Origin of the sequence: Escherichia sp. MOD1-EC7003 (assembly GCF_002965065.1) — a bacterium.
Taxonomy (GTDB): Bacteria; Pseudomonadota; Gammaproteobacteria; order Enterobacterales; family Enterobacteriaceae; genus Escherichia.
On sequence record NZ_PTRE01000021.1, the window covers coordinates 17,096 to 40,572 of the forward strand.

At 51.5% G+C, this 23,477-nt stretch carries 17 protein-coding genes; 7 read left to right on the plus strand and 10 right to left on the minus strand.

The genetic code is table 11. The features are described 5' to 3' along the window. Nucleotide 1 precedes the first annotated feature (1 nt). Together ssuC and ssuB are read left to right on the plus strand one after the other, a co-directional pair. Nucleotides 2-793, plus strand: coding sequence for an aliphatic sulfonate ABC transporter permease SsuC (ssuC, locus tag A7090_RS03100; protein WP_105272988.1), 792 nt, complete (start codon nucleotides 2-4; stop codon nucleotides 791-793). Beyond that, nucleotides 790-1,557: an aliphatic sulfonates ABC transporter ATP-binding protein gene (ssuB, locus tag A7090_RS03105; protein WP_105272989.1), complete on the plus strand. Its 768-nt coding sequence runs from the start codon at nucleotides 790-792 to the stop codon at nucleotides 1,555-1,557. Before ssuC ends, ssuB begins: the two co-directional genes overlap by 4 nt. A 188-nt stretch (nucleotides 1,558-1,745) precedes the next feature. On the opposite strand, the gene pepN is transcribed toward ssuB, so the two are convergent. Next, nucleotides 1,746-4,358, minus strand: coding sequence for an aminopeptidase N (gene pepN, locus A7090_RS03110; protein WP_105272990.1), 2,613 nt, complete (start codon nucleotides 4,356-4,358; stop codon nucleotides 1,746-1,748). A 266-nt stretch (nucleotides 4,359-4,624) separates the two neighbouring features. Between pepN and pncB the strand changes: the two genes are divergently transcribed. The 4 genes from pncB (at nucleotide 4,625) to aspC (ending at nucleotide 10,595) form a co-directional block, all read left to right on the plus strand. After that, on the plus strand, nucleotides 4,625-5,827 hold the full coding sequence (gene pncB / locus A7090_RS03115; protein ID WP_105272991.1) for a nicotinate phosphoribosyltransferase: 1,203 nt from the start codon (nucleotides 4,625-4,627) through the stop codon (nucleotides 5,825-5,827). A gap of 320 nt (nucleotides 5,828-6,147) precedes the next feature. Beyond that, nucleotides 6,148-7,548, plus strand: a complete 1,401-nt coding sequence (gene asnS, locus A7090_RS03120; RefSeq protein WP_105272992.1) for an asparagine--tRNA ligase — start codon at nucleotides 6,148-6,150, stop codon at nucleotides 7,546-7,548. Between the two features lie 601 nt (nucleotides 7,549-8,149). Continuing rightward, on the plus strand, nucleotides 8,150-9,220 hold the full coding sequence (gene ompF, locus A7090_RS03125) for a porin OmpF (RefSeq protein WP_105272993.1): 1,071 nt from the start codon (nucleotides 8,150-8,152) through the stop codon (nucleotides 9,218-9,220). Nucleotides 9,221-9,404: 184 nt separating this feature from the next. After that, nucleotides 9,405-10,595: an aspartate transaminase gene (aspC, locus tag A7090_RS03130; protein ID WP_105272994.1), complete on the plus strand. Its 1,191-nt coding sequence runs from the start codon at nucleotides 9,405-9,407 to the stop codon at nucleotides 10,593-10,595. A gap of 219 nt (nucleotides 10,596-10,814) precedes the next feature. On the opposite strand, the gene gloC is transcribed toward aspC, so the two are convergent. The 8 genes from gloC to cmoM all read right to left on the minus strand — a co-directional run bounded on the left by gloC (nucleotide 10,815) and on the right by cmoM (nucleotide 21,576). Further along, entirely contained in the window at nucleotides 10,815-11,462 is a 648-nt protein-coding gene (gene gloC, locus A7090_RS03135) for a hydroxyacylglutathione hydrolase GloC (protein ID WP_105272995.1), read from the minus strand. A 26-nt stretch (nucleotides 11,463-11,488) separates the two neighbouring features. Beyond that, complete coding sequence (locus A7090_RS03140) at nucleotides 11,489-12,037, minus strand: DUF882 domain-containing protein (RefSeq protein WP_105273019.1); 549 nt, start codon at nucleotides 12,035-12,037, stop codon at nucleotides 11,489-11,491. 180 nt (nucleotides 12,038-12,217) lie between these two features. After that, nucleotides 12,218-14,065 carry a L,D-transpeptidase gene (gene ldtD, locus A7090_RS03150; protein ID WP_105272996.1) on the minus strand — a complete coding sequence of 616 codons (1,848 nt, stop codon included), beginning with the start codon at nucleotides 14,063-14,065 and terminating at the stop codon, nucleotides 12,218-12,220. A 101-nt stretch (nucleotides 14,066-14,166) separates the two neighbouring features. Beyond that, nucleotides 14,167-14,352, minus strand: a complete 186-nt coding sequence (locus tag A7090_RS25940) for a hypothetical protein (protein ID WP_157941437.1) — start codon at nucleotides 14,350-14,352, stop codon at nucleotides 14,167-14,169. Then, nucleotides 14,327-18,787 carry a chromosome partition protein MukB gene (gene mukB / locus A7090_RS03155; protein ID WP_105272997.1) on the minus strand — a complete coding sequence of 1,487 codons (4,461 nt, stop codon included), beginning with the start codon at nucleotides 18,785-18,787 and terminating at the stop codon, nucleotides 14,327-14,329. Before mukB ends, A7090_RS25940 begins: the two co-directional genes overlap by 26 nt. Then, nucleotides 18,787-19,491: a chromosome partition protein MukE gene (gene mukE / locus A7090_RS03160; RefSeq protein ID WP_010360875.1), complete on the minus strand. Its 705-nt coding sequence runs from the start codon at nucleotides 19,489-19,491 to the stop codon at nucleotides 18,787-18,789. Before mukE ends, mukB begins: the two co-directional genes overlap by 1 nt. After that, nucleotides 19,472-20,794 (minus strand): chromosome partition protein MukF, encoded by a 1,323-nt coding sequence (gene mukF / locus A7090_RS03165; RefSeq protein WP_105272998.1) that lies wholly within the window; start codon nucleotides 20,792-20,794, stop codon nucleotides 19,472-19,474. Before mukF ends, mukE begins: the two co-directional genes overlap by 20 nt. Next, nucleotides 20,791-21,576: a tRNA uridine 5-oxyacetic acid(34) methyltransferase CmoM gene (cmoM, locus tag A7090_RS03170; RefSeq protein ID WP_105272999.1), complete on the minus strand. Its 786-nt coding sequence runs from the start codon at nucleotides 21,574-21,576 to the stop codon at nucleotides 20,791-20,793. The genes mukF and cmoM overlap by 4 nt, the downstream gene beginning before the upstream one ends. Before the next feature lie 135 nt (nucleotides 21,577-21,711). Between cmoM and elyC the strand changes: the two genes are divergently transcribed. Next, nucleotides 21,712-22,467 carry an envelope biogenesis factor ElyC gene (gene elyC, locus A7090_RS03175; protein ID WP_105273000.1) on the plus strand — a complete coding sequence of 252 codons (756 nt, stop codon included), beginning with the start codon at nucleotides 21,712-21,714 and terminating at the stop codon, nucleotides 22,465-22,467. On the opposite strand, the gene A7090_RS03180 is transcribed toward elyC, so the two are convergent. After that, entirely contained in the window at nucleotides 22,468-23,361 is an 894-nt protein-coding gene (locus A7090_RS03180) for a YcbJ family phosphotransferase (protein ID WP_105273001.1), read from the minus strand. Nucleotides 23,362-23,477: the final 116 nt, after the last annotated feature.

Sequence of the window (23,477 nt, forward strand, 5' to 3'; positions counted from 1 at the left end):
GATGGCAACGCCAGTGAAGAAGTGGTTATTGCGCGTTGCCCCCTGGTTTTTACCGGTGGGCATCGTGGCGGTGTGGCAACTGGCCTCCTCGGTTGGCTGGCTGTCGACACGTATTTTGCCCTCACCGGAAGGGGTGGTGATGGCATTCTGGACGCTCTCAGCCAGCGGCGAATTGTGGCAACATCTGGCGATCAGCTCCTGGCGGGCGCTGATTGGTTTTTCAATTGGCGGATCGCTGGGGTTGATTCTGGGACTGATTAGCGGACTGTCGCGCTGGGGAGAACGGCTGCTGGATACCTCAATTCAGATGTTGCGCAACGTGCCGCATCTGGCGCTGATCCCGCTAGTGATTTTGTGGTTTGGCATTGATGAATCCGCAAAAATCTTTCTGGTGGCGCTCGGCACGCTATTCCCCATTTATATCAACACCTGGCATGGCATCCGTAATATTGATCGCGGGCTGGTGGAGATGGCGCGTAGCTATGGATTATCCGGTTTACCGCTGTTTATTCATGTGATCCTGCCTGGCGCCCTGCCTTCAATTATGGTTGGCGTTCGTTTTGCGTTGGGCCTGATGTGGCTGACGCTGATTGTTGCCGAAACCATTTCTGCCAATTCCGGCATTGGTTATCTGGCGATGAATGCGCGGGAGTTTTTGCAAACGGATGTGGTGGTAGTCGCTATTATTCTTTACGCCCTGCTCGGCAAACTTGCTGACGTCAGCGCGCAGCTGTTAGAGCGCTTCTGGTTGCGCTGGAACCCGGCTTATCATCTGAAGGAGGCCACGGTATGAATACTGCTCGTCTGAACAAGGGCACACCATTGTTACTCAATGCAGTAAGCAAACATTACGCGGAAAATATCGTCCTGAACCGAATGGATCTGCATATTCCGGCAGGTCAATTTGTGGCGGTGGTGGGTCGCAGCGGCGGTGGTAAAAGTACCCTGCTGCGCCTTCTGGCTGGTCTGGAAACGCCAACCGCAGGCGATGTGTTAGCGGGCACAACGCCGATGGCTGAGATTCAGGACGATACGCGAATGATGTTTCAGGATGCGCGTCTGCTGCCGTGGAAATCGGTGATTGATAACGTTGGGTTAGGTCTTAAAGGCCAGTGGCGCGATGCCGCTCGTCGGGCGTTGGCTGCGGTAGGGCTGGAGAATCGCGCGGGAGAATGGCCTGCCGCACTTTCTGGCGGGCAGAAACAGCGCGTGGCGCTGGCAAGAGCGTTGATTCATCGACCGGGGTTATTGTTGCTTGATGAACCGCTCGGGGCGCTGGACGCCTTAACGCGACTGGAGATGCAGGATCTGATTGTGTCGCTTTGGCAGGAGCACGGTTTTACCGTTTTGCTGGTGACGCATGATGTGAGCGAAGCGGTGGCGATGGCTGACCGGGTACTGTTGATTGAAGAGGGAAAGATTGGGCTTGATTTGACGGTGGATATTCCCCGTCCGCGCCGGTTAGGTTCGGTGCGATTAGCGGAGCTGGAAGCAGAAGTGTTGCAACGGGTGATGCAGCGTGGGCATTCTGAACAACCGATTCGGCGTCATGGTTAATATGCCGAATGTGGCGCATAAAACCAGCAGTTTCAACGGGCTTATAGGCCTGATAAGACGCGGCAAGCGTCGCATCAGGCTGTTCGGCACGGCTGCCGGATGCGGCGTAAACGCCTTATCCGGCCTACAAAACCAGCAATTTCAACGGGTTTGTAGGCCTGATAAGATGCGCATCAGGCATGTTTGTATCAAGCCAGTGCTTTGGTGATCTTCTCGTACAGATCGCCAGAGAGATTTTCCAGCCCTTTCAACTGCTCCAGCGCCGCTCGCATTTTCTCCTGACGTTTGGCATCGTAACGTTTCAGGCGAATCAGCGGTTCAATCAAACGTGAAGCCACCTGCGGGTTACGGCTGTTCAGGTCGGTAAGCATTTCCACCAGGAACTGATAACCGCTGCCATCTTCAGCATGGAACGCTGCCGGGTTGCTGCCCGCAAACGCGCCAATTAACGAACGAATGCGGTTCGGGTTGCTCATAGTAAATGAGCGATGCTGCAACAGGCCACGCACCGTCTCCAGCACATTCGCCGCCGGGCTGGTGGCTTGCAGGATAAACCATTTATCCATCACCAGACCGTCCTGATGCCACTTATCGTCGTATTCCTGCATCAGCACATCACGGCATGGCAGCTGTGCAGCAACCGCCGCAGAAAGCGCCGCCAGCGCATCGGTCATATTGTTCGCTTCGTGGTACTGCTTGCTTACCAGCACATCAGCCAGATGCGTTTCACCAAAAGCAAGGAAGCGCAGACAGGCATTACGCAGAGTGCGTTTCGCAATTTCTTCATGCTCAACACGGTACTCGCTCTGGTAATTCGCGTTGTAAATAGCCAGCAGCTCATCTGCCAGTTCCGTCGCCAGAGTACGGGTGAGTGCTTCGCGTACTTCAGCAATGGCAATCGGATCAATGGTATCGAACAATTCTGCCATTTCATTGACGGATGGCAGCGTCAGAATTTCTGCCGCCAGCGCCGGATCGATTTTTTCATCCAGCAGCACCGCGCGGAAAGCATCGGCAACGTGCACCGGCAGAGACAGCGGCTGACCTTGCTGATGGCGGGCAACGTTCAGCTTGATGTAAGTTGCCAGCAGGCTTTGCGCTGCATCCCAGCGGGAGAAATCATTACGCGCATGACGCATCAGGAAGGTCAGTTGCTGATCGCTCCACTTATATTCCAGTTTCACTGGCGCAGAGAATTCGCACAGCAGCGCAGGCACTGGCTGGAAGTAGACATTATCAAAGACAAAGGCCTGTTCCACTTGGGTAACGTTCAGCACTGAATTAACCGGGTGACCGCCTTTCTGCAATGGGATCACGTTGCCTTCGTTATCATATAGTTCGATGGCAAACGGAATATGCAGCGGCTGTTTTTCTGCCTGATCCGGCGTGGCTGGCGTGCGCTGGCTAATGGTCAGGGTGTACTGTTCGGTTTCCGGATTATAGTCGTCTTTGACGGTCACAACCGGCGTACCGGACTGGCTGTACCAACGGCGGAAATGGGAGAGATCGACATTCGACGCATCTTCCATCGCCTGAACAAAATCGTCGCAGGTTGCCGCGCTGCCATCATGGCGCTCAAAATAGAGCTGCATCCCTTTCTGGAAGTTTTCTTCGCCCAGCAGGGTGTGGATCATACGAATCACTTCCGCGCCCTTCTCGTAAACGGTCAGGGTGTAAAAGTTGTTCATTTCAATAACCATGTCCGGGCGGATCGGGTGCGCCATTGGGCTGGCGTCTTCCGCAAACTGCAATCCGCGCATGGTTCGCACGTTGTTGATACGGTTTACCGCACGGGAACCAAGGTCAGAGCTGAATTCCTGATCTCGGAACACGGTTAACCCTTCTTTCAGGCTGAGCTGGAACCAGTCGCGGCAGGTCACACGGTTACCCGTCCAGTTATGGAAGTATTCGTGACCAATAACGCGCTCAATATCGAGGTAATCTTTATCGGTAGCGGTGTCGGTGCGCGCCAGCACATACTTGGAGTTAAAGATATTCAGACCTTTATTCTCCATTGCGCCCATATTGAAGAAATCCACCGCAACAATCATATAGATGTCGAGGTCATACTCAAGGCCGAAGCGTTCTTCATCCCACTTCATGGAGTTTTTCAAGGACGTCATCGCCCACGACGCGCGGTCAAGGTTACCACGATCAACATACAGCTCCAGCGCTACTTCGCGACCAGAACGCGTGGTGAAAGTATCGCGCAGTACATCAAAATCGCCTGCCACCAGCGCAAACAGGTAGCATGGTTTCGGGAACGGGTCCTGCCACTGTACCCAGTGACGTCCGTTTTCCAGTTCACCTTGCGCAACGCGGTTACCGTTGGAAAGCAGGAATGGATATTTGGTTTTATCGGCAATAATTTTGGTGGTAAAACGCGCCAGTACATCCGGGCGGTCAAGATAATACGTAATATGGCGGAAACCTTCGGCTTCACACTGGGTGCAAAGCGCATCGCCTGACTGATAAAGCCCTTCCAGCGCGGTATTCGTCGCCGGGCTAATTTCATTAACGATCTTGAGCGTAAAACGCTCCGGCAAATTGCTGATGACCAGTGCGCCCTCTTCTTCTTTCCAGGCGGTCCACAACTCATCATTAATATGAACAGAAACCAGTTTGAGGTCTTCGCCGTTGAGACAAAGCGGAGCATCTGATGCACCATGACGGACAGCCTGGCTGACTGCGGTAACAACCGTCTTTTGCGCGTCCAGGTCAAAGGTCAAGTCAATATCAGTAATCTGGTAATCCGGCGCACGATAATCGTGACGGTATTTGGCTTGTGGCTGTTGAGTCATAAATAACCTTTAGCATCTTTTATAGAGTCTGGTGTTCAGTCTATTCCTGTTGCGTAAATCGCGCTACGCAGAATCTTCATCTTTTCAGACACAAACACCTTTAATTGCTACATTTTTATAACATACACAGCGTAGTGCCATCGATCAGAAAGGTGGCATATGGTGTGATCGGGGTTCAATAAATTGCGAAACAAGGTATACTCCAACAGTTCCTGAAGATGTTTATTGTACTAAACGCTCCTGTACGAGGACGCTACTGCGCACCTATGACACAATTCGCTTCTCCTGTTCTGCACTCATTGCTGGATACAGATGCTTATAAGTTGCATATGCAGCAAGCCGTGTTTCATCACTATTACGATGTGCATGTCGCGGCAGAATTTCGTTGCCGAGGTGACGATCTGCTGGGTATTTATGCCGATGCTATTCGTGAACAGGTTCAGGCGATGCAGCACCTGCGCCTGCAGGATGATGAATATCAGTGGCTCTCTGCCCTGCCTTTCTTTAAGGCCGACTATCTTAACTGGCTACGCGAGTTCCGCTTTAATCCGGAACAAGTGACCGTGTCCAACGATAATGGCAAGCTGGATATTCGTTTAAGCGGCCCGTGGCGTGAAGTCATCCTCTGGGAAGTTCCTTTACTGGCGGTTATCAGTGAAATGGTACATCGCTATCGCTCACCGCAGGCCGACGTTGCGCAAGCCCTTGATGCGCTGGAAAGCAAATTAGTCGACTTCTCGGCATTAACCGCCGGTCTTGATATGTCGCGCTTCCATCTGATGGATTTTGGCACCCGCCGCCGTTTTTCTCGCGAAGTACAAGAAACCATCGTTAAGCGTCTGCAACAGGAATCCTGGTTCGTGGGCACCAGCAACTACGATCTGGCGCGTCGGCTTTCCCTCACACCGATGGGAACACAGGCACACGAGTGGTTCCAGGCACATCAGCAAATCAGTCCGGATCTAGCCAACAGCCAGCGGGCTGCACTTGCTGCCTGGCTGGAAGAGTATCCCGACCAGCTTGGCATTGCGTTAACCGACTGTATAACCATGGATGCTTTCCTGCGAGATTTCGGCGTAGAATTTGCCAGCCGCTATCAGGGCCTGCGTCATGACTCTGGCGACCCGGTTGAATGGGGTGAAAAAGCCATTGCACATTATGAGAAGCTGGGAATTGATCCACAGAGTAAAACGCTAGTTTTCTCTGACAATCTGGATTTACGCAAAGCGGTTGAGCTTTATCGCCACTTCTCTTCCCGCGTGCAATTAAGTTTTGGTATTGGTACTCGCCTGACCTGTGATATTCCCCAGGTGAAACCACTGAATATCGTGATTAAACTGGTGGAATGTAATGGTAAACCGGTAGCGAAACTTTCTGACAGTCCTGGCAAAACTATCTGCCATGACAAAGCATTTGTCCGGGCGCTGCGAAAAGCGTTCGACCTTCCGCATATTAAAAAAGCCAGTTAGGCTCCCTGAGAATGACGACAAATGCAAAATTGCCTGATGCGCTACGCTTATCAGGCCTACATCATCTCTGCAATCTATTGATATTGCATGTTTTGTAGGCCGGATAAGGCGTTCACGCCGCATCCGGCATGAACAACGCGCACGTTGTCAGCAGTCTGAGGGAGCTATTCGGCGCCCCTTTTTTTACCTTTAATTCCGAAATCTTTCGCTGCATTTGCGAATTCTGCTTGTCTGATTGCAGATGCCTGGTAACATAGGTATCCCCCCATTGAAGGGTGGACAAGTGTTTATTTTTTCCGACTATTAACAGAGAGAATATTATGAGCGTTGTGCCTGTAGCCGACGTACTCCAGGGCCGTGTAGCCGTTGACAGCGAAGTCACCGTGCGCGGATGGGTACGTACCCGCCGAGATTCAAAAGCTGGCATCTCCTTCCTCGCCGTTTATGACGGTTCCTGCTTTGATCCTGTACAGGCTGTCATCAATAATTCTCTGCCCAATTACAATGAAGACGTTCTACGTCTGACTACCGGTTGCTCAGTCATTGTGACGGGTAAAGTCGTGGCGTCGCCGGGCCAGGGGCAACAATTTGAAATTCAGGCCAGCAAGGTTGAAGTTGCTGGTTGGGTCGAAGATCCAGACACTTACCCGATGGCGGCAAAACGCCACAGCATTGAATATCTGCGTGAAGTCGCTCACCTGCGTCCGCGCACTAACCTGATCGGTGCCGTCGCGCGCGTTCGCCATACGCTGGCGCAGGCGCTGCATCGTTTCTTTAACGAGCAGGGATTCTTCTGGGTTTCAACGCCACTGATTACCGCATCTGATACCGAAGGTGCTGGCGAAATGTTCCGCGTTTCTACGCTGGATCTGGAAAACCTGCCGCGTAACGATCAGGGCAAGGTGGATTTCGACAAAGATTTCTTCGGTAAAGAGTCTTTCCTGACCGTATCTGGCCAATTGAACGGCGAAACCTACGCTTGCGCATTGTCCAAAATTTATACCTTCGGCCCGACTTTCCGTGCTGAAAACTCCAACACCAGCCGTCACCTGGCCGAATTCTGGATGCTGGAACCAGAAGTAGCGTTTGCTAACCTGAACGATATCGCCGGTCTGGCTGAAGCCATGCTGAAATATGTCTTCAAAGCAGTTCTCGAAGAACGCGCTGACGACATGAAATTCTTCGCTGAACGCGTAGATAAAGATGCTGTTTCACGTCTGGAACGCTTCATTGAAGCCGATTTCGCGCAGGTGGATTACACCGACGCAGTGGCCATTCTCGAAAACTGCGGCAAGAAATTTGAAAACCCAGTTTACTGGGGGGTTGATCTCTCTTCTGAGCATGAGCGTTATCTGGCAGAAGAACACTTTAAAGCACCGGTAGTGGTTAAAAACTATCCGAAAGACATTAAAGCGTTCTATATGCGCCTTAACGAAGACGGTAAAACCGTTGCGGCTATGGACGTTCTGGCACCGGGTATCGGTGAAATCATTGGTGGTTCCCAGCGTGAAGAACGTCTGGACGTGCTGGACGAGCGAATGCTGGAAATGGGCCTGAACAAAGAAGATTACTGGTGGTATCGCGATCTGCGTCGCTACGGTACTGTTCCGCATTCCGGTTTCGGCCTTGGTTTTGAACGCCTGATTGCTTACGTAACTGGCGTGCAAAACGTGCGTGACGTGATTCCGTTCCCGCGTACTCCGCGTAACGCCAGTTTCTAATTAAGCATCTTCAAGAGCCAGCGCCCGCTGGCTCTTTTTTTGTCCTTTCTGTCAAGTTATCTCTTTGTTAAGTCAATTAATCTATTTGCAACCCCACCATAACGATCATCCTGTTACGGAATATTACACTACAACATTTACGTACAAAAACTAATCCGCATTTTTATTACGGATTAGTTTTTTCTTAGCCGATAGCACAATTCTTATACTATTTTGGGGCGTTCTGGATGTCTGAAAGAGGATTTTGTGCCAGGTCAATAAAGTTTCCATCAGAAACAAAATTTGCATTTAGTTAAATTAAATATAAGGAAATCATATAAATAGATAAAAATTGCTGTAAATATCATCACGCTTCTATGGAAACATGACGGTGTTCACAAAGCTTCTTAAATTTTAATTTTTTGTTACATACTTTTTCTTTTTGTAACTATATCTTTATATTTGTAGCATTTTCACGGTAGCGAAACGTTAGTTTGAATGAAAAGATGCCTGCAGACACATAAAGACACCAAACTTTCATCAATAGTTCCGTGAATTTTTATTGACAGAACTTATTGACGGCAGTGGCAGGTGTCATAAAAAACCATGAGGGTAATAAATAATGATGAAGCGCAATATTCTGGCAGTGATCGTCCCTGCTCTGTTGGTAGCAGGTACTGCAAACGCTGCAGAAATCTATAACAAAGATGGCAACAAAGTAGATCTGTACGGTAAAGCTGTCGGTCTGCATTATTTCTCCAAGGGTAACGGTGAAAACAGTTACGGTGGCAATGGCGATAAGACCTATGCCCGTCTTGGTTTTAAAGGGGAAACACAAATCAATTCCGATCTGACCGGTTATGGTCAGTGGGAATACAACTTCCAGGGTAATAACTCTGAAGGTGGTGATGCTCAGAATGGCAATAAAACGCGTCTGGCGTTTGCTGGTCTGAAATTCGCTGATGCGGGTTCTTTCGATTACGGTCGTAACTACGGTGTGGTTTACGATGCACTGGGTTACACCGATATGCTTCCGGAATTTGGTGGTGATACCGCATACAGCGATGACTTCTTCGTTGGTCGTGTTGGCGGCGTTGCAACTTACCGTAACTCAAACTTCTTTGGTCTGGTTGATGGCCTGAACTTCGCAGTTCAGTACTTGGGTAAAAACGAGCGTGACACTGCACGCCGCTCTAACGGCGACGGTGTTGGCGGTTCTATCAGCTACGACTTCGAAGGCTTTGGTATCGTTGGTGCTTATGGTGCAGCTGATCGTACCAACCTGCAAGAAGCTCAAACTCTTGGCAAAGGTAAAAAAGCTGAACAGTGGGCAACTGGTCTGAAGTATGATGCGAACAACATCTACCTGGCAGCGAACTACGGTGAAACCCGTAATGCTACGCCGATCACTGGCGGCTTCGCCAACAAAACACAAGACGTTCTGTTAGTTGCGCAATACCAGTTTGATTTCGGTCTGCGTCCGTCCATCGCTTATACCAAATCCAAAGCGAAAGACGTAGAAGGTATCGGTGATGTTGATCTGGTGAACTACTTTGAAGTGGGCGCAACCTACTACTTCAACAAAAACATGTCCACCTATGTTGATTACATCATCAACCAGATCGATTCTGACAACAAACTGGGTGTAGGTTCTGACGACACCGTTGCTGTAGGTATCGTTTACCAGTTCTAATAGCACACCTCTTTGTTAAATGCCGAAAAAACAGGGCTTTGGTCCTGTTTTTTTTATGCCTTCCAGAGCAATCTCACGTCTTGCAAAAACAGCCTGCGTTTTCATCAGTAATAGTTGGAATTTTGTAAATCTCCCGTTACCCTGATAGCGGACTTCCCTTCTGTAACCATAATGGAACCTCGTCATGTTTGAGAATATTACAGCCGCTCCTGCCGACCCGATTCTGGGCCTGGCTGATCTATTTCGTGCCGATGAACGTCCCGGCAAAATTAACCTCGGGATTGGTGTCTATAAAGATGAGACGGGCAAAACCCCGGTACTGACCAGCGTGAAAAAGGCTGAACAGTATCTGCTCGAAAATGAAACCACCAAAAATTACCTCGGCATTGACGGCATCCCTGAATTTGGTCGCTGCACTCAGGAACTGCTGTTTGGTAAAGGTAGCACCCTGATCAATGACAAACGTGCTCGCACGGCACAGACTCCGGGGGGCACTGGCGCACTACGCGTGGCTGCCGATTTCCTGGCAAAAAATACCAGCGTTAAGCGTGTGTGGGTGAGCAACCCAAGCTGGCCGAACCATAAGAGCGTCTTTAACTCTGCAGGTCTGGAAGTTCGTGAATACGCTTATTATGATGCGGAAAACCACACCCTTGACTTCGATGCACTGATTAACAGCCTGAACGAAGCTCAGGCTGGCGACGTAGTGCTGTTCCACGGCTGTTGCCATAACCCAACCGGTATCGACCCTACGCTGGAACAATGGCAGACACTGGCACAACTTTCCGTTGAGAAAGGCTGGTTACCGCTGTTTGACTTCGCTTACCAGGGTTTTGCTCGTGGTCTGGAAGAAGATGCTGAAGGACTGCGCACTTTCGCGGCTCTGCATAAAGAGCTGATTGTTGCCAGTTCCTACTCAAAAAACTTTGGCCTGTACAACGAGCGTGTTGGCGCTTGTACTCTGGTTGCTGCTGACAGTGAAACCGTTGATCGCGCATTCAGCCAGATGAAAGCGGCGATTCGCGCTAACTACTCTAACCCACCAGCACACGGTGCTTCTGTTGTTGCCACAATCCTGAGCAACGATGCATTACGTGCGATTTGGGAACAAGAGCTGACTGATATGCGCCAGCGTATTCAGCGTATGCGTCAGTTGTTCGTCAATACGCTGCAGGAAAAAGGCGCAAACCGCGACTTTAGCTTTATCATCAAACAGAACGGCATGTTCTCCTTCAGTGGTCTGACAAAAGAACAGGTGCTACGTCTGCGCGAAGAGTTTGGCGTGTATGCGGTGGCTTCCGGTCGTGTGAACGTAGCCGGGATGACACCCGATAACATGGCTCCGCTGTGTGAAGCGATTGTGGCTGTGCTGTAAGCGTTAAAACTAATGAAGCCCGCTGAAAAGCGGGCTGAGACTGATGACGCCCCCAACATTGCCTGATGCGCTACGCTTATCAGGCCTACATAATCTCTGCAATCTATTGAATTACATGGTTTTGTAGGCCAGATAAGGCGTTCACGTCGCATCCGGCATAAACAAAGCACACGTTGCCAGAAATTCAGGCCAGCTGAAAGCGAGCTTTTTTATGCGCCTTTACCAGACGGGCATTTCGTCTTGCAGGAAGGGATTATGCAGACGCTCGAATCCGAGAGTGGATAACGGCCCGTGTCCCGGAATAAAAGTCACGTCATCGCCAAGAGGTAGCAGTTTATCTTTGATAGCAGAGATCAGTTGATTGTGATCGCCACGCGGGAAGTCACTACGCCCTACTCCACCTTTGAAAATAACGTCGCCAGAAATCAGCAGTTTTGCCTGGTTATCAAAGAAGACCACATGACCCGGCGTATGCCCTGGGCAATGTAACACCTGTAAAGTCACATTCCCTATGCTGATGGTATCGCCTTCGTTCAGCCAACGATCTGGCGTTAGTGGCTGACACTCATCCAGGCCAAACATGCGGCTTTGCGCAGGCAAGCCTTGCAGCCAGAACTCATCTTCTTTTTCCGGGCCAAGAACCGGCACGCCGTAATGTTGCGCCAGTTCTGCCGCTGCACCAACATGGTCCAGATGACCATGCGTCAGCAGGATCAACATCAATGTCAGGCCGCTGGCGTCAACTTCCTGTTTGATTTTTTCTGCATCGCCACCAGGATCGACCAGTGCGGCCAGGCGGGTTTGTTCACACCAGACCAATGAACAGTTCTGGGAGAATGCGGTGACCGGAATAATACGATAATTCATACTGCCCCTGTTTCGTTAAGCAATTACTACCAGTGCCGTGCTGGCCCGGTATCAATATGCACAAAGTTACTACGTGGGTAATATCCTACACCACCTGCGCGCATAGATAACGCGGCTTTGCGAATATTGCTTAACGCGATACCTTCAATATGGAAATCCATCGCCTGGCCTTTAGTGTGATAGCTTTTCTTCGCTACTCCACGGCTGCGAGCGCGTAGTTCATTGTTGGTATCAACGGAACGATAACCGGAAATGAGTTGCACCGGTTTGCGGGTGCCTAACAACCCTTGCAGGCGATACAACTGGTCGAATAATCCGGGATCGATGGACTTTATTTTGTTCGCGCGGTAATCGCGGAAAAAATGGTTAAGTTTTGCCAATTCTTCCTGAATATAGCCTCTGCCATCGAAAAACTCTGCTTTTATTGACTCTCCGGTATGAAGATTATTGAGTGTCAAAATCCGCGGGCGTGGGGTAGAGAGTGTGGCAAACGCGGGGGTCGGCAGGATGGCGGCACCAAGTGCAACGCCACCAAGCGCCAGCAGCTTGCGGCGATTAGCGTCGAATTTGTCCATGATAATCAAGTCTACAGGTCAATGTTATCGTTTATATGCACTTCTGGCGCACAAGAGGCACCTTAACCGCCCGTAAAGCAGACGTCAAGATGACTCAACCCCAGCAGTGACGGGGGCTGCAGAGAATCGCCCCCAATCATGCTAATTATTACGACAACTGATTTTCCCGAACTACTTCATTTACCTGATTAATTGTTCCGCTTTCGATACGATTTGCGAGCTGGATCGCGCAGGCAGATCATAATTGTAAATATCTGTACGATACTGGGTGCGACCATCTGCACCCACAAAGGCAGTCAGGTAGTAGAGATTCACAGGAATCGACTGCCGAATATTGACGTAACGCGTATCGCCCTGCTTCAGCGCATCGGAAATGCGTTTGTCATTCCAGCCAGCATCCTGCAACAGCATATTCGCCAGATCGGAAGCTTTATTTATTCGTACACAGCCTGAACTCAATGCGCGTGTATCACGCTTGAACAAATTGTGGTTCGGCGTGTCATGCAAATAAATAGCCTCTGAACTCGGCATATTGAATTTATAGCGTCCCAGTGAGTTCCGTGGGCCTGGAGCCTGCTGGAAGCGGAACGGTAAATTCGAGGCCGTGATTGTAGACCAGTCAACCTGCCACGGGTCAATTGCTTCCCTGCTATTCCAGCCGCGCATCACCGTATAGCCATGGCTTTCGAGATATCCCGGATCGTTGCGCACTTTCGGCAGAATATCTTTGCGTGCCAGAGTTGGTGGTACATTCCACGGCGGGTTTACCACTACATTGTTAAGGGCACTGCTCATCATCGGCGTTTTGCGATCGGGGCGACCGACGATGACTCGCGAATCCAGTACCTGATTGCCGTTCTGGTAGTAGACCAGCGAATAGGCGGGAATGTTAACCATAATCCCGGTAGAAAGCTCTGTTGGCAGCAAGCGCAATCGCTGGATGTTGAGTGCCAACACGCCAGCACGCTGGGCGGGCGTTACGTTTAACCAGTCCCGCGTTGCCGGGCCAATAGCGCCATCAGCCCCCAATCCTTGCCATGCCTGAAAACGTTTAACGGCTTCCACCAGTTCATTATCGTAGGCGGCACGAACGGCAGGTGCAGGTTTACTACGAGACGTAGTTTGCTTGTCCATCGGCTTAGTTTCTGCTGTTTCAACAGTAACAGCAGATGGGCTGACTACCGCCTCCGTTGGCGTGTCATCGCCAGGTAGAGTAATTTTCGGCCCCCCGTCCAGCATGCCTGTGCGTTGCAATATTTCGCGCAACGCCGGTACGTCGTTACTCCACTGCCCTGGACGCAACGTTGCTTTGCCGGTCAGTTGGGGCCACGGTTTGGTGTCACTGAGTAAGGTTAGTAATGATTCATGCATCGCCGCATATTGCGGATGCTGCGGTGCCAGTCCTGCAACAAACGTAGGCAATTGACCTTTATCCAGCGCCAACTGCCATTGGTTAATCACCGAGAGAGGCGGCGTTGAAAGCCCATAAGGTTTACTGCTATATAGCCAGCGAGTGCCTTTGACCGGAATATTTGCAATGAAATGGAGATAGCCCATCATCGCATCAGAGAGCACCACGTCGCGTGCCATCCCGTTAACACCAGGATCGGTCAGTAACTCTACCCATTTATTAAACTGCGGCTGGAAACCGGCAATCGCCACCTCTGCCAGCTGTTGCTGGAAGGCTTTAACAGCATCACGGTTTTCCCACATGGGTTGCATATCGCGTGCGGCATACAATAGTTGAAGCTGGTTAAGATAAACCGGCTGATAACCTGCGGGTAATTGAGATTCGATTTGTGTGCGGGCTTTTTCTGCCGCACCGTCAGGCAATGGCTGGATCCCCGCCATTATTGCCGTGGCTTGCGCCTGCGGCAGTGCCTCGCCCTGTTCGCTGACAGCCACCGGGTTGTCGCCTGGGATTACTTCAGGCTCATCGGCCTGCACATTGAACAGTGGAGCGAATGTTACAGCCAGGCACAAACTGATTGCCGACAGCCGACGACCACACATCATATTAAGCAACATCCCTTGCCCCCTGTTTTTATCATACTCTGAATAGCCAGGCTGTTATTTTACGACTTGCCTGTACAACGCCAATACTCACGAAAGTATGACGAGCAAGCCTGTTACTCATCAGGCTTATCTTCAGTATATAAACGCCGATACGTTTTTACATAACCTAATGTAAAGAAGTTTAAAGAAAAGCGCGCCGTAATGTGCCACTTTTTTAGTGCAGAAACGGAGTTTTCGAAAAAAGAAAAAGGCGGCATTGCTGCCGCCTTAATTTTAGCTCTCCTGGGAAGGCGCTTCATCAGTTCCTGGAAGCGTTTCAGGGAGTTGCGGCGCAAAGCCACGCAGACCAACAACGTGAACGTGTTCCGTATTCTGGAAGACTTTACGCACCAGTTTATAGGTGGTGCCTTTTTCCGGACTGATATTTTCTGGTGCCGCGATGATGAGTTGCATTTGCAAACGCTCACACAATTCAAACAGCGTGGCGATGGAACGGGCATCCAGTCGCGCAGCTTCATCGAGGAACAGCAGGCGGCAAGGAGAGATATCTTTACCACGCAGGCGACGTGATTCATCTTCCCAGCTCTGTACCACCATCACCAAAATCGACATGCCAGTACCGATCGCCTCACCGGTCGATAGTGCACCAGACTCTGCGCGCAGCCAGCCATCGGAACCACGGTTAACCTCAACTTCCATTTCCAGATAATTGCGGTAATCCAGTAGTTCTTCGCCGATGGTCTGCGGCGTGCGCTGCCCCATATCAATCTGCGGATTAAGACGCTGATACAGTTTCGCCAGCGCTTCCGAGAAGGTCAGACGGTTGCTGTTAAACAGATCCTGATGCTGCTCATGCTGTTCAGAGAGCACATCCAGCAGCATGGCGTGAGTTTCACGCACGTTCACGTTGAGACGCACGCTGTTCACCTGACCAAACGATACGTTCTGCAAGCCCTGGTTGAGCATACGGATACGGTTCTGCTCGCGCTGAATGGTTTTGCGGATGATGTTCGCCACACTGCGAGAGCTGATCGCCAGTTTCTGTTCGCGGGAGGTTAACTCTTCAGTCAGACGGCTCAGTTCGATCTCCATCTGCTCGATAGCTTCCACCGGATCATCGGTACGAATAATATCCTGACGAATACGCTCGCGCAGATGCTGATAAACCGCCACGAAGAACTGAATTTTACGCTCCGGACGTTTTGGATCTTCTGACATACGCAGTACGTCGCGCAGATGTTCGTTATCCGCTACCGCCAGACGTAGCGCACCTAACGCCTTATCCGACATGGAACGCAAATCATCAGCGGAGAGATAAGCCAGCTCGCGACGGTGTAAGCGGCGTTCAACACCGTTATCTTTCACCATGCGCATGACGGCACACCAGCCCGCTTTGGAAGTCACTACCTGCTCGCGCATCTCAAAGTAATCCCGCTCCAGCTTGCGCAGTTTGCGGGTCAGGTTGTCCATCTCCGCTTCGCAGAAGGTAAGCGCTTTTTCCAGTTGATTGCGGCGTGAACGGTTATTGCTTAGTTGCGCGTGCAGCTCGTCACGGCGAATACGCGCCCGCTCTTCTGCTCCGCTATCGGCACGCACGCCGATATCCTGCAATTCACGTTGCAGATCGTTAAGTAGCTCTTTTTTGGTGTCATAAGAACTTTTCAGCGAAGCCAGTACCTGGTTGTACTGACTCAACTGGGCAGCGTGTCCGCGCAAGGCTTCACGAGCGCGGGTACGCTCCGCTTCCGCATGTTCCAGACGTTCACGCAGTTTTTCGTTGAGATCGCTGTTACCGCTAAGCATTTCTGCCGAGTCAGAGTAACTAAAGTGCGCACGACGCTGCACCACTTCCGTCAGGGCAAACGCCTGCTGACGGGCGTCGCGCTGCATCTGCTGGGAGTACGCGTAGTCTTCTTTTAACTGTTCGAACTGTTCCGGGTCGCTCTGCAATACTGAAACGATCGGTTCCAGTTTCGCCAGTTGATTACCAAACTGCTGAACAAAACGCGCGGCTTCCTGGGCTTCATCCAGACGTTCGCGGATTTCATCGACGCGATCTGCCAGGCTGTCATCAGCCAACAGGTTGAGACGCGGCAGAATGCGGTTCAGCGCCGTAACGCCCTCTTTCGCTTGCTCAAACTGAATACGCTGCTGCTGGTTGTCATTTTCATGATTACTCAACGCCCGCTCCAGTTCGACGCGACGGCTGTTCAGTTGGCGGATTTCTGCTTCCGGATCGGACTCAAACGCCACCGCCAGATGGCTGCCAATAAAACGGCTGAACGCCTGATGCAGACGCTGAGTTTTCTGTACATCAAAGGAGAGCGTGGCGAAGCGTTCGGAAAGCACTTCACGCTCGGCATGGAGGCTTTCAATACGGCTTTCACGCGCAGCACGACCAAACAGCGGCACTTCCGGGAAACGTGAGTAACGCCACTGACGATCGGCGATTTTCACCACTACCGCTTTTTCCAGCTCATCAACGCTGAACACGCTGTCATCGAATGACTGCGGATCCCCTTCGATCAGATAGAGATCTTCCGGGCAATCGGTCAAGCCTTCCAGGTGTTCGGTTATCTGCGACAGATCTGGCACCACGATGGCGTGGCGTGACGGGCCATACAGCGCCGAGAAGTACGGCGCATCTTCCAGGCTAACGTCGTCATAAATTTCTGACAACAACACGCCGCCAAAACGCTCCGCCAGCGCATTCAAACGCTGGTCTTCAGAACCACCTGGCTGACTTAAACGCTCGATCTCTTCATCGACGGCGTTTTTGCGTGCGCCCACTTCGTCACGTTCAACAATCGCTTCGCGCTCACGCTCAAGCAACTGTTGCAGATATTCGGTCACGTCCTGGCTGGAGGAAAACTCTTCGCCGCACTGTTCGCTCAACTGATTGAGGCTGTTTTGCGCTGCCAGCCAAACCGGTGCACGCTGCATCAAACTCTGAATGCGAGACTGCAGTTGTTCCTGCTCCTGACGCAGTGCCATACGCTCTTCGCGGGCGTTAGAAACACTGTCAGAAAGAGAAGCAATGCGCGCTTCCAGTTCCTGATGCAGGGCTTCCAGTTCATCGATATCAAAATTCTTGCCCTGACGTTTGCAGAAATCTGCCAGCAGACGCTCAGCTTCTTGCTGCTCGCGCAAACGCTGTTCCAGTTCGCTTAAGCGCATCCGCAGCGGCTGAACCTGCTCTGCCAGATGACGCTGATCGACCCCTTCGCGCAGCAGCTCGCGGGCGACATCCCACGCTTCGTTACGCGCCAACGGGCCGTTGATTGCAACTACCAATTGATAAGCCTGCTCAAACTGGCTGTGCGCGGTTTGCGCCATGCTCATCTTCTGCTCAAGAGAGAGCATTTTTTCGGTCGCTTCCAGCTCTTTCGCCTGGAAGGTTTCCAGCCATTCGGCGGCGCTGTCGGCGGTTAAGTCAGGTAGATGACACAATTCTTTGGCACGATTAAGCGCAGCAATCGCCTGGTTGTACTGGATCGCCCGCGTTTGCTGGACGTCCAGCGCCTGCTGGTAGTCGGCAAGCTGGCTTTTCAGCTCGTCCACTTCCAGTTCGGCAGCTTCTGCACGTGCTTCGTTCTCTTCCTGACGCTCGATGGCTTCTGCCACCACCTCGTTTTGCTCTTCCAGACGGATCTGCAGTTCATCGAGATCCACTTCGTAGCGTTCGATCTTCTCCTGCTGACGCAGTGCGGTTTGCACCAGGTTCAGATGATCGCTGGCCGCCTGATAATCTGCTTCCAGATCGCCTTCGGCACCGTTGTGCTCTGCCAGTTCACGTGCCATATCGACATGTTTGTACTGCTCAGCCGCCAGTTGCTGACGCGCAGTGTGAAGCTCACGACGAAACTCCAGGGCCTTATCGAGATGAACACGGCGCTCATTGGCGTGACGCATGTAGTCTGCCGCCACGTAGTTGGTGGCTTCGCTGATCAGATGCTTGAACAAGTCACGGTCAGACTGGGTGACGCGAATCGCTTCCAGCGTCATACGGTTTTCACGCAGCGCCGCTTCCATATCCTGGAACGCTTTACGCACGCCGCTGTTTTCTGGCAACAAATAGTCGCGCAGAGAACGGGTAATGGCGCTGGAGATCCCGCCGTACAGCGAGGCTTCGATCAGACGATAGAATTTGCTACGGTCAGATGCTGAGCGCAGACGACGCGCGATGATGCCCAGCTCGAACATCAACGAATGATAATCAGTAATGGAGTTAAACTGCTTAAACTGCACGCCTTCCATCGCCTCGAGCTTGTCTTTCAGCTCGTTCAGCGGCAGCACACGCGCCTGACGTTCGTTCAGGGTTTCGGTCACCAGCTGTGTCGGCTGCACTGACATCGGCAAGCCCTGAATAGCAAATGGTTTGATATCCACTTTACGATCGCGTCCGGCAACCTGTTGCAGACGCACACCGACCACCACGCGCTGGTGGCGCGAGTTAATGGTGTCGAGCATCGAATAGCAGACACCCGCTTTCAGCTTACCGTGCAGGCCTTTATCACGCGAACCGCTGGTGGCCCCGGCTTCCGTGGTGTTACGGAAATGCAGCAGGGTCAGGTCGGGAATGAGCGCCGTAACGAACGCCGCCATGGTGGTGGATTTACCCGCACCGTTACCGCCGGAGAGCGTCGTAACCAGCTCATCGAGGTCAAAGGTTCGGGCAAAAAAGCCGTTCCAGTTAATCAGCGTCAGTGAGCGAAATTTACCGCGTTCAATCATTATTCTTCCTCTCCGCTATCTGGCTGATTCTCTTCGGTTTCATCGTTGAGTTGCAGATGATTTTCAATCGGCATTGCTTCGCCATCACGAATCAGGCGACGCTGTGCTTCACGCGGATCGTCTCCCGCACGCACATCGGCTCCGAAGCGGAACACCGATTCGGTAATGCGGAACTTGCTACTGTCGTGGCCCATAAACCACACCATGCCTAAACGACGCAGACGGTTGAGCGAAGAACGTACTTTCTCCTGCAACTTCTGCCGGTCAACGTCTGAACCGGTTGAACGGTTGTTCACCAGCTTCAGCAGTTTCGCTTCATCGGCCAGGGTGAGCAGTTCATCGTACAGTTCCTGCTGGGTGAAAATCCCCTCATTCGCCAGCCGTTCCGGGCTGAGATAAAGATAACAGAGGATTTTCCCGACCATCATATCCAGTTCCGACAAGACGGAACGCGGGATAATAGTGGTGGAACGTGGGCGTAAATAGAAGAACCCTTCCGGTGCGCGAATAAGCTCAACGTTATAACGCGCGTAAAACTCTTCCAGATATTCCTGAAAATCCATCAGGAATGCATGATTATCCAATTCGTCGAGGCCAATATGACGGCCTGAACGTAAGGCGCTATCCAGCGCCGGAAATAACGGATTCGCCAGCGCCTGCGCCAGCTTAACCGGCATCACTTGTTCAATATTTGTCGATGACATGCGCCTGTACCTTGGCTCCGTAATCATTAATCGGCTGCCATTTCGCAGGCAGTCCGGTGAAATCTGCTTGCGCTACGCCAAGACGTACCGCCTGATCAATAACAATTCGCGCAACGTCAAAGTGACGCGCACGCGGATACTGTGACAGATATTCGCGTACCACCAGACCAAGATCCAGCGGCACTTGTCTGGTTTTGTACACGGCGAGTTGTTCTTCGATGATTGCCGCCAGTTGTTCGCGGATCTCGTTGAACTCTTCGTACTCTAAATCTGGTGGAAGTTCCCCGGTCACTTCTTCATCGCGCAGTGCCATCTCTTCGTCACGCATATCCAGCAGACGATCGGCATTGGCGTAAGTTAGCGCCCACGGCTCATCAAAATAGGTTTGTACCGACTGACGTAAACGCTGGGCAAAGACGCGATTTTTATCCATATCAATCGCGGTACGGATAAATTTGTGTACGTGGCGGTCGTAACCAATCCACAAATCGATGGATTGCTGGCCCCAGCTGATAATACGGTCCAGTTTGCTCTGCAGATCGAACACCAGCCGATCGACGAAATGCAGATCGTCATGAGTCATCGTCGCATCCTGAATGCGCAACAGATTGGCCTGCAATTTGTCGCCTGCCGCTTCCAGCGTATCCTGCAATTCACGCAGCGTTCCGGAAGTTTCCAAAAGCAACAATTCGCAGCTGGAAATCGCCGCCCGCCAGTCTTTATTCAGCAGCTGGGCGATATCATCTTTCACCTGCTGCTGCTGTTCGTCCATCAGACGTTGCGTCAGGTCGATACTGTCGAAAATTTCCGCAACCGAATATTTCAGTGGCGCATAGACATTACGGTGCCAGTGAAATTCATCACCGCCCTCTTCGGCGGCATCTGCTGCGCGTTTGAGCTCACCCGCCACAATCGACAACTGCATTGAAAGGCGCAACGTAGAAAACTCGCGCTGACGGATGTAGTAGTCAGTAATGCCGATGCCGAGCGGCGTCAAACGGTAAATCGCGTTCCCTTCTGCCTGCTCGCTGGTAAAGCGGTTCAGCAGACGTTGACGCACCATGTCGTTGATCGCGTTGTTGGCGCGCACGCCGATGGTTTCGCTGGTTTGCTCAAACGCATCACTCACATGGCGGAATGCATCCACCAGCTCGCCTTCACTCATCTCACCATCCAGACGCTCGCCATTCAGCGTGGCAACCGCCAGCAGAAAAGAGAGTCGGTCTACCGGCAGCGAGATGGAGAAGTCATTTTTTCTGGCCCAGGCAACCAGTTCGGGGACTGTCTGGGAAAATTCACTCATACTTTATCCTTGCTCTGCGGTTTGCGCGCGGTAACATGAATATAACGCCCCAGGCTAATATACGGTTCCTGACGGCAATAACGCGTTTCTAATTCAAGTAATGCTTCATAGCAGTCGCGCTGCTGGTGCTTTTCACGCAGATAATCATGAAACACGCGTACGCCAGTCTTATCCATAATTTGCCAACCAATTTCTTCCAGCCACAGATAAACTTGCGCCGGGTCGCGTGGATAATCTGGCGAAAGCGTCCGTTTTTTCTTTTTCGGCATTCCCGCCTGCACGTAATCAAAATTCCCGGCGACCATGTTATGCATCAACAAACCATGCGCATTGTAGAACATTAGCGACAACACACCGCCTGGATGCAATACTGACCACAAAGTCTGTAATACGCTGCGGGGATCGGCCACCCATTCGAGCACCGCATGAAACAATATCAGATCAACGGGCGTTTCCAAATGCGAAGCAACGTCCTGAGCGGCGCAATGGATAAATTGCATGTTATCGCTCACACCTTTTGCTTCTGCCGCCTGTTTTGCACGGTCGATCATCTGCGCAGAGAGATCGCATAAAATGACCTGATGCCCGCGCTCGGCCATTTTAATTGCGGTCTGCCCTTCTCCACCGCCAGCATCCAGCACGCGCAGTTTTCGTGGGCCTATTTCCGCCAGCACGCGATCGAGATCTTGCCACAGAATAGCCTGTCGAAGCTGCCCTTTGGTGGTGCCGTAAATGTTACGGGAAAACTTTTCCGCAATATCATCAAAATTGCGATCCTGCATTGCTTTCTCCACCGGTTGGCTAAGACGTTTTCTGATAAAGACGCTATTTTGTCACAGCCACGGCGAGAATGAACCCGTCTGGTGTAATATCGCTGGCGATCCCTTGCTATATGGTCAAAAAAGGAACCAAAAAGGATGCTTTTTACACTGAAAAAAGTGATTGGCAATATGTTGCTACCACTTCCGCTAATGTTATTGATTATTGGCGCGGGCCTGGCGCTGCTGTGGTTTAGCCGTTTTCAAAAAACCGGGAAGATTTTTATTAGCATTGGGTGGCTGGCGCTCTTGTTATTGAGTTTGCAACCGGTAGCCGACCGCCTGCTACGTCCCATCGAAAGCAACTATCCGACATGGAATAATTCGCAAAAAGTGGACTATATCGTGGTGCTCGGGGGTGGTTATACCTGGAATCCACTGTGGGCACCAAGCTCGAATTTAATCAATAACAGTCTGCCACGCCTGAATGAAGGCATTCGCTTATGGCGTGAAAATCCGGGAGCAAAGCTGATCTTCACAGGAGGCGTGGCAAAAACCAATACGGTGAGTGCAGCCGAAGTAGGTGCCCGAGTTGCGCAATCGCTGGGTGTCCCACGCGAGCAAATTATCACACTGGATTTCCCAAAAGATACCGAAGAAGAAGCTGCCGCAGTGAAACAGACAATTGGCAACGCCCCTTTCCTGCTGGTGACATCTGCGTCTCATTTGCCGCGCGCGATGATCTTTTTTCAGCAGGAAGGGCTAAATCCGCTGCCAGCCCCGGCGAACCAGTTGACCATCGACTCACCGCTTAATCCATGGGAACGGGCAATCCCCTCTCCGGTCTGGTTGATGCATAGCGATCGTGCTGGCTATGAAACGCTTGGCCGCATCTGGCAGTGGCTGAAAGGTTAGTCAGGCGAGCCACGGCAAGAGTGATTTTGATGCCAGATCGAAGTTGCGACGACTAAATCGTCCGGTGTTAACCAGTTGCGCAACTTCATCCCATAACACATACAACCAACGCCGCCAGATGAACGACTCTGCTACTGGCGCGCGTTGCAGGTAACTCCAGAGCAAATCTTCTGCCAGAGAATTATCCATTAAGCGGAACAGTTCGTATTCTCGTGGCGCCCAAAGCATTAATCCCGGCCCGACCATGGCCAGTAACTGATCGCTGCGCGAATCTTTCAACATGCTGCGTAAACAGAAGTTACCGTGAATCAGCACACAATTGTCGTTAAAGCCTTCAAATAATACCGGGAGACATTCGCGGGTGCGAAACAGGATCCGCTTATCCTGCATCGTTAGACCGGTGTTATTGAACTGATTGAGCGTGCTCCATAGCACTTCAACACGTTGCCGGTACCATGAGGGCCAGATATTTTCCTGAGTATTGTCGACCGCGCCGACGCAACCGCGACTGTCCTGACGATGCCAGGCCAGTAGGGCTTCAACGATTTGATCTTTGAGTTGTTCCCAGCGTTCTGGTGTTCGGGCTGGCGCCTCCACGGAAACACCGCGCATCCGCTCCAGTAACAGAACGTCGGGGCCGGGGTGTTCTTCATGCGTCATCACACCATAAATAGTCGGCATACGGACAGTCCCACTTCTTGCCAGCATGGTAGTTTTCCATGCCAGCTGTCGGGCTTTTCCGGGCGTACTAAAGCTTCTTGCCATTAATGGCATTGGGTTTCCCTGGCTGTCATACAAAGCCCACAACGCCGTATCCGCTTTTTCATTGACGCACTCAATACGACTGAGTTTTTCGCCCAGTAAATGGCTTAATTCGGCACGCAGCTGTTCCATTCAGATTACCCTCATAAAAGCTACTGCTTTCATAATGAGCGCCAATATAAAAGATGTCACCTGAATGAGATCAATTGTTGAAAAGAAAAATTGAGGAAAATCGTAACGGTACGACA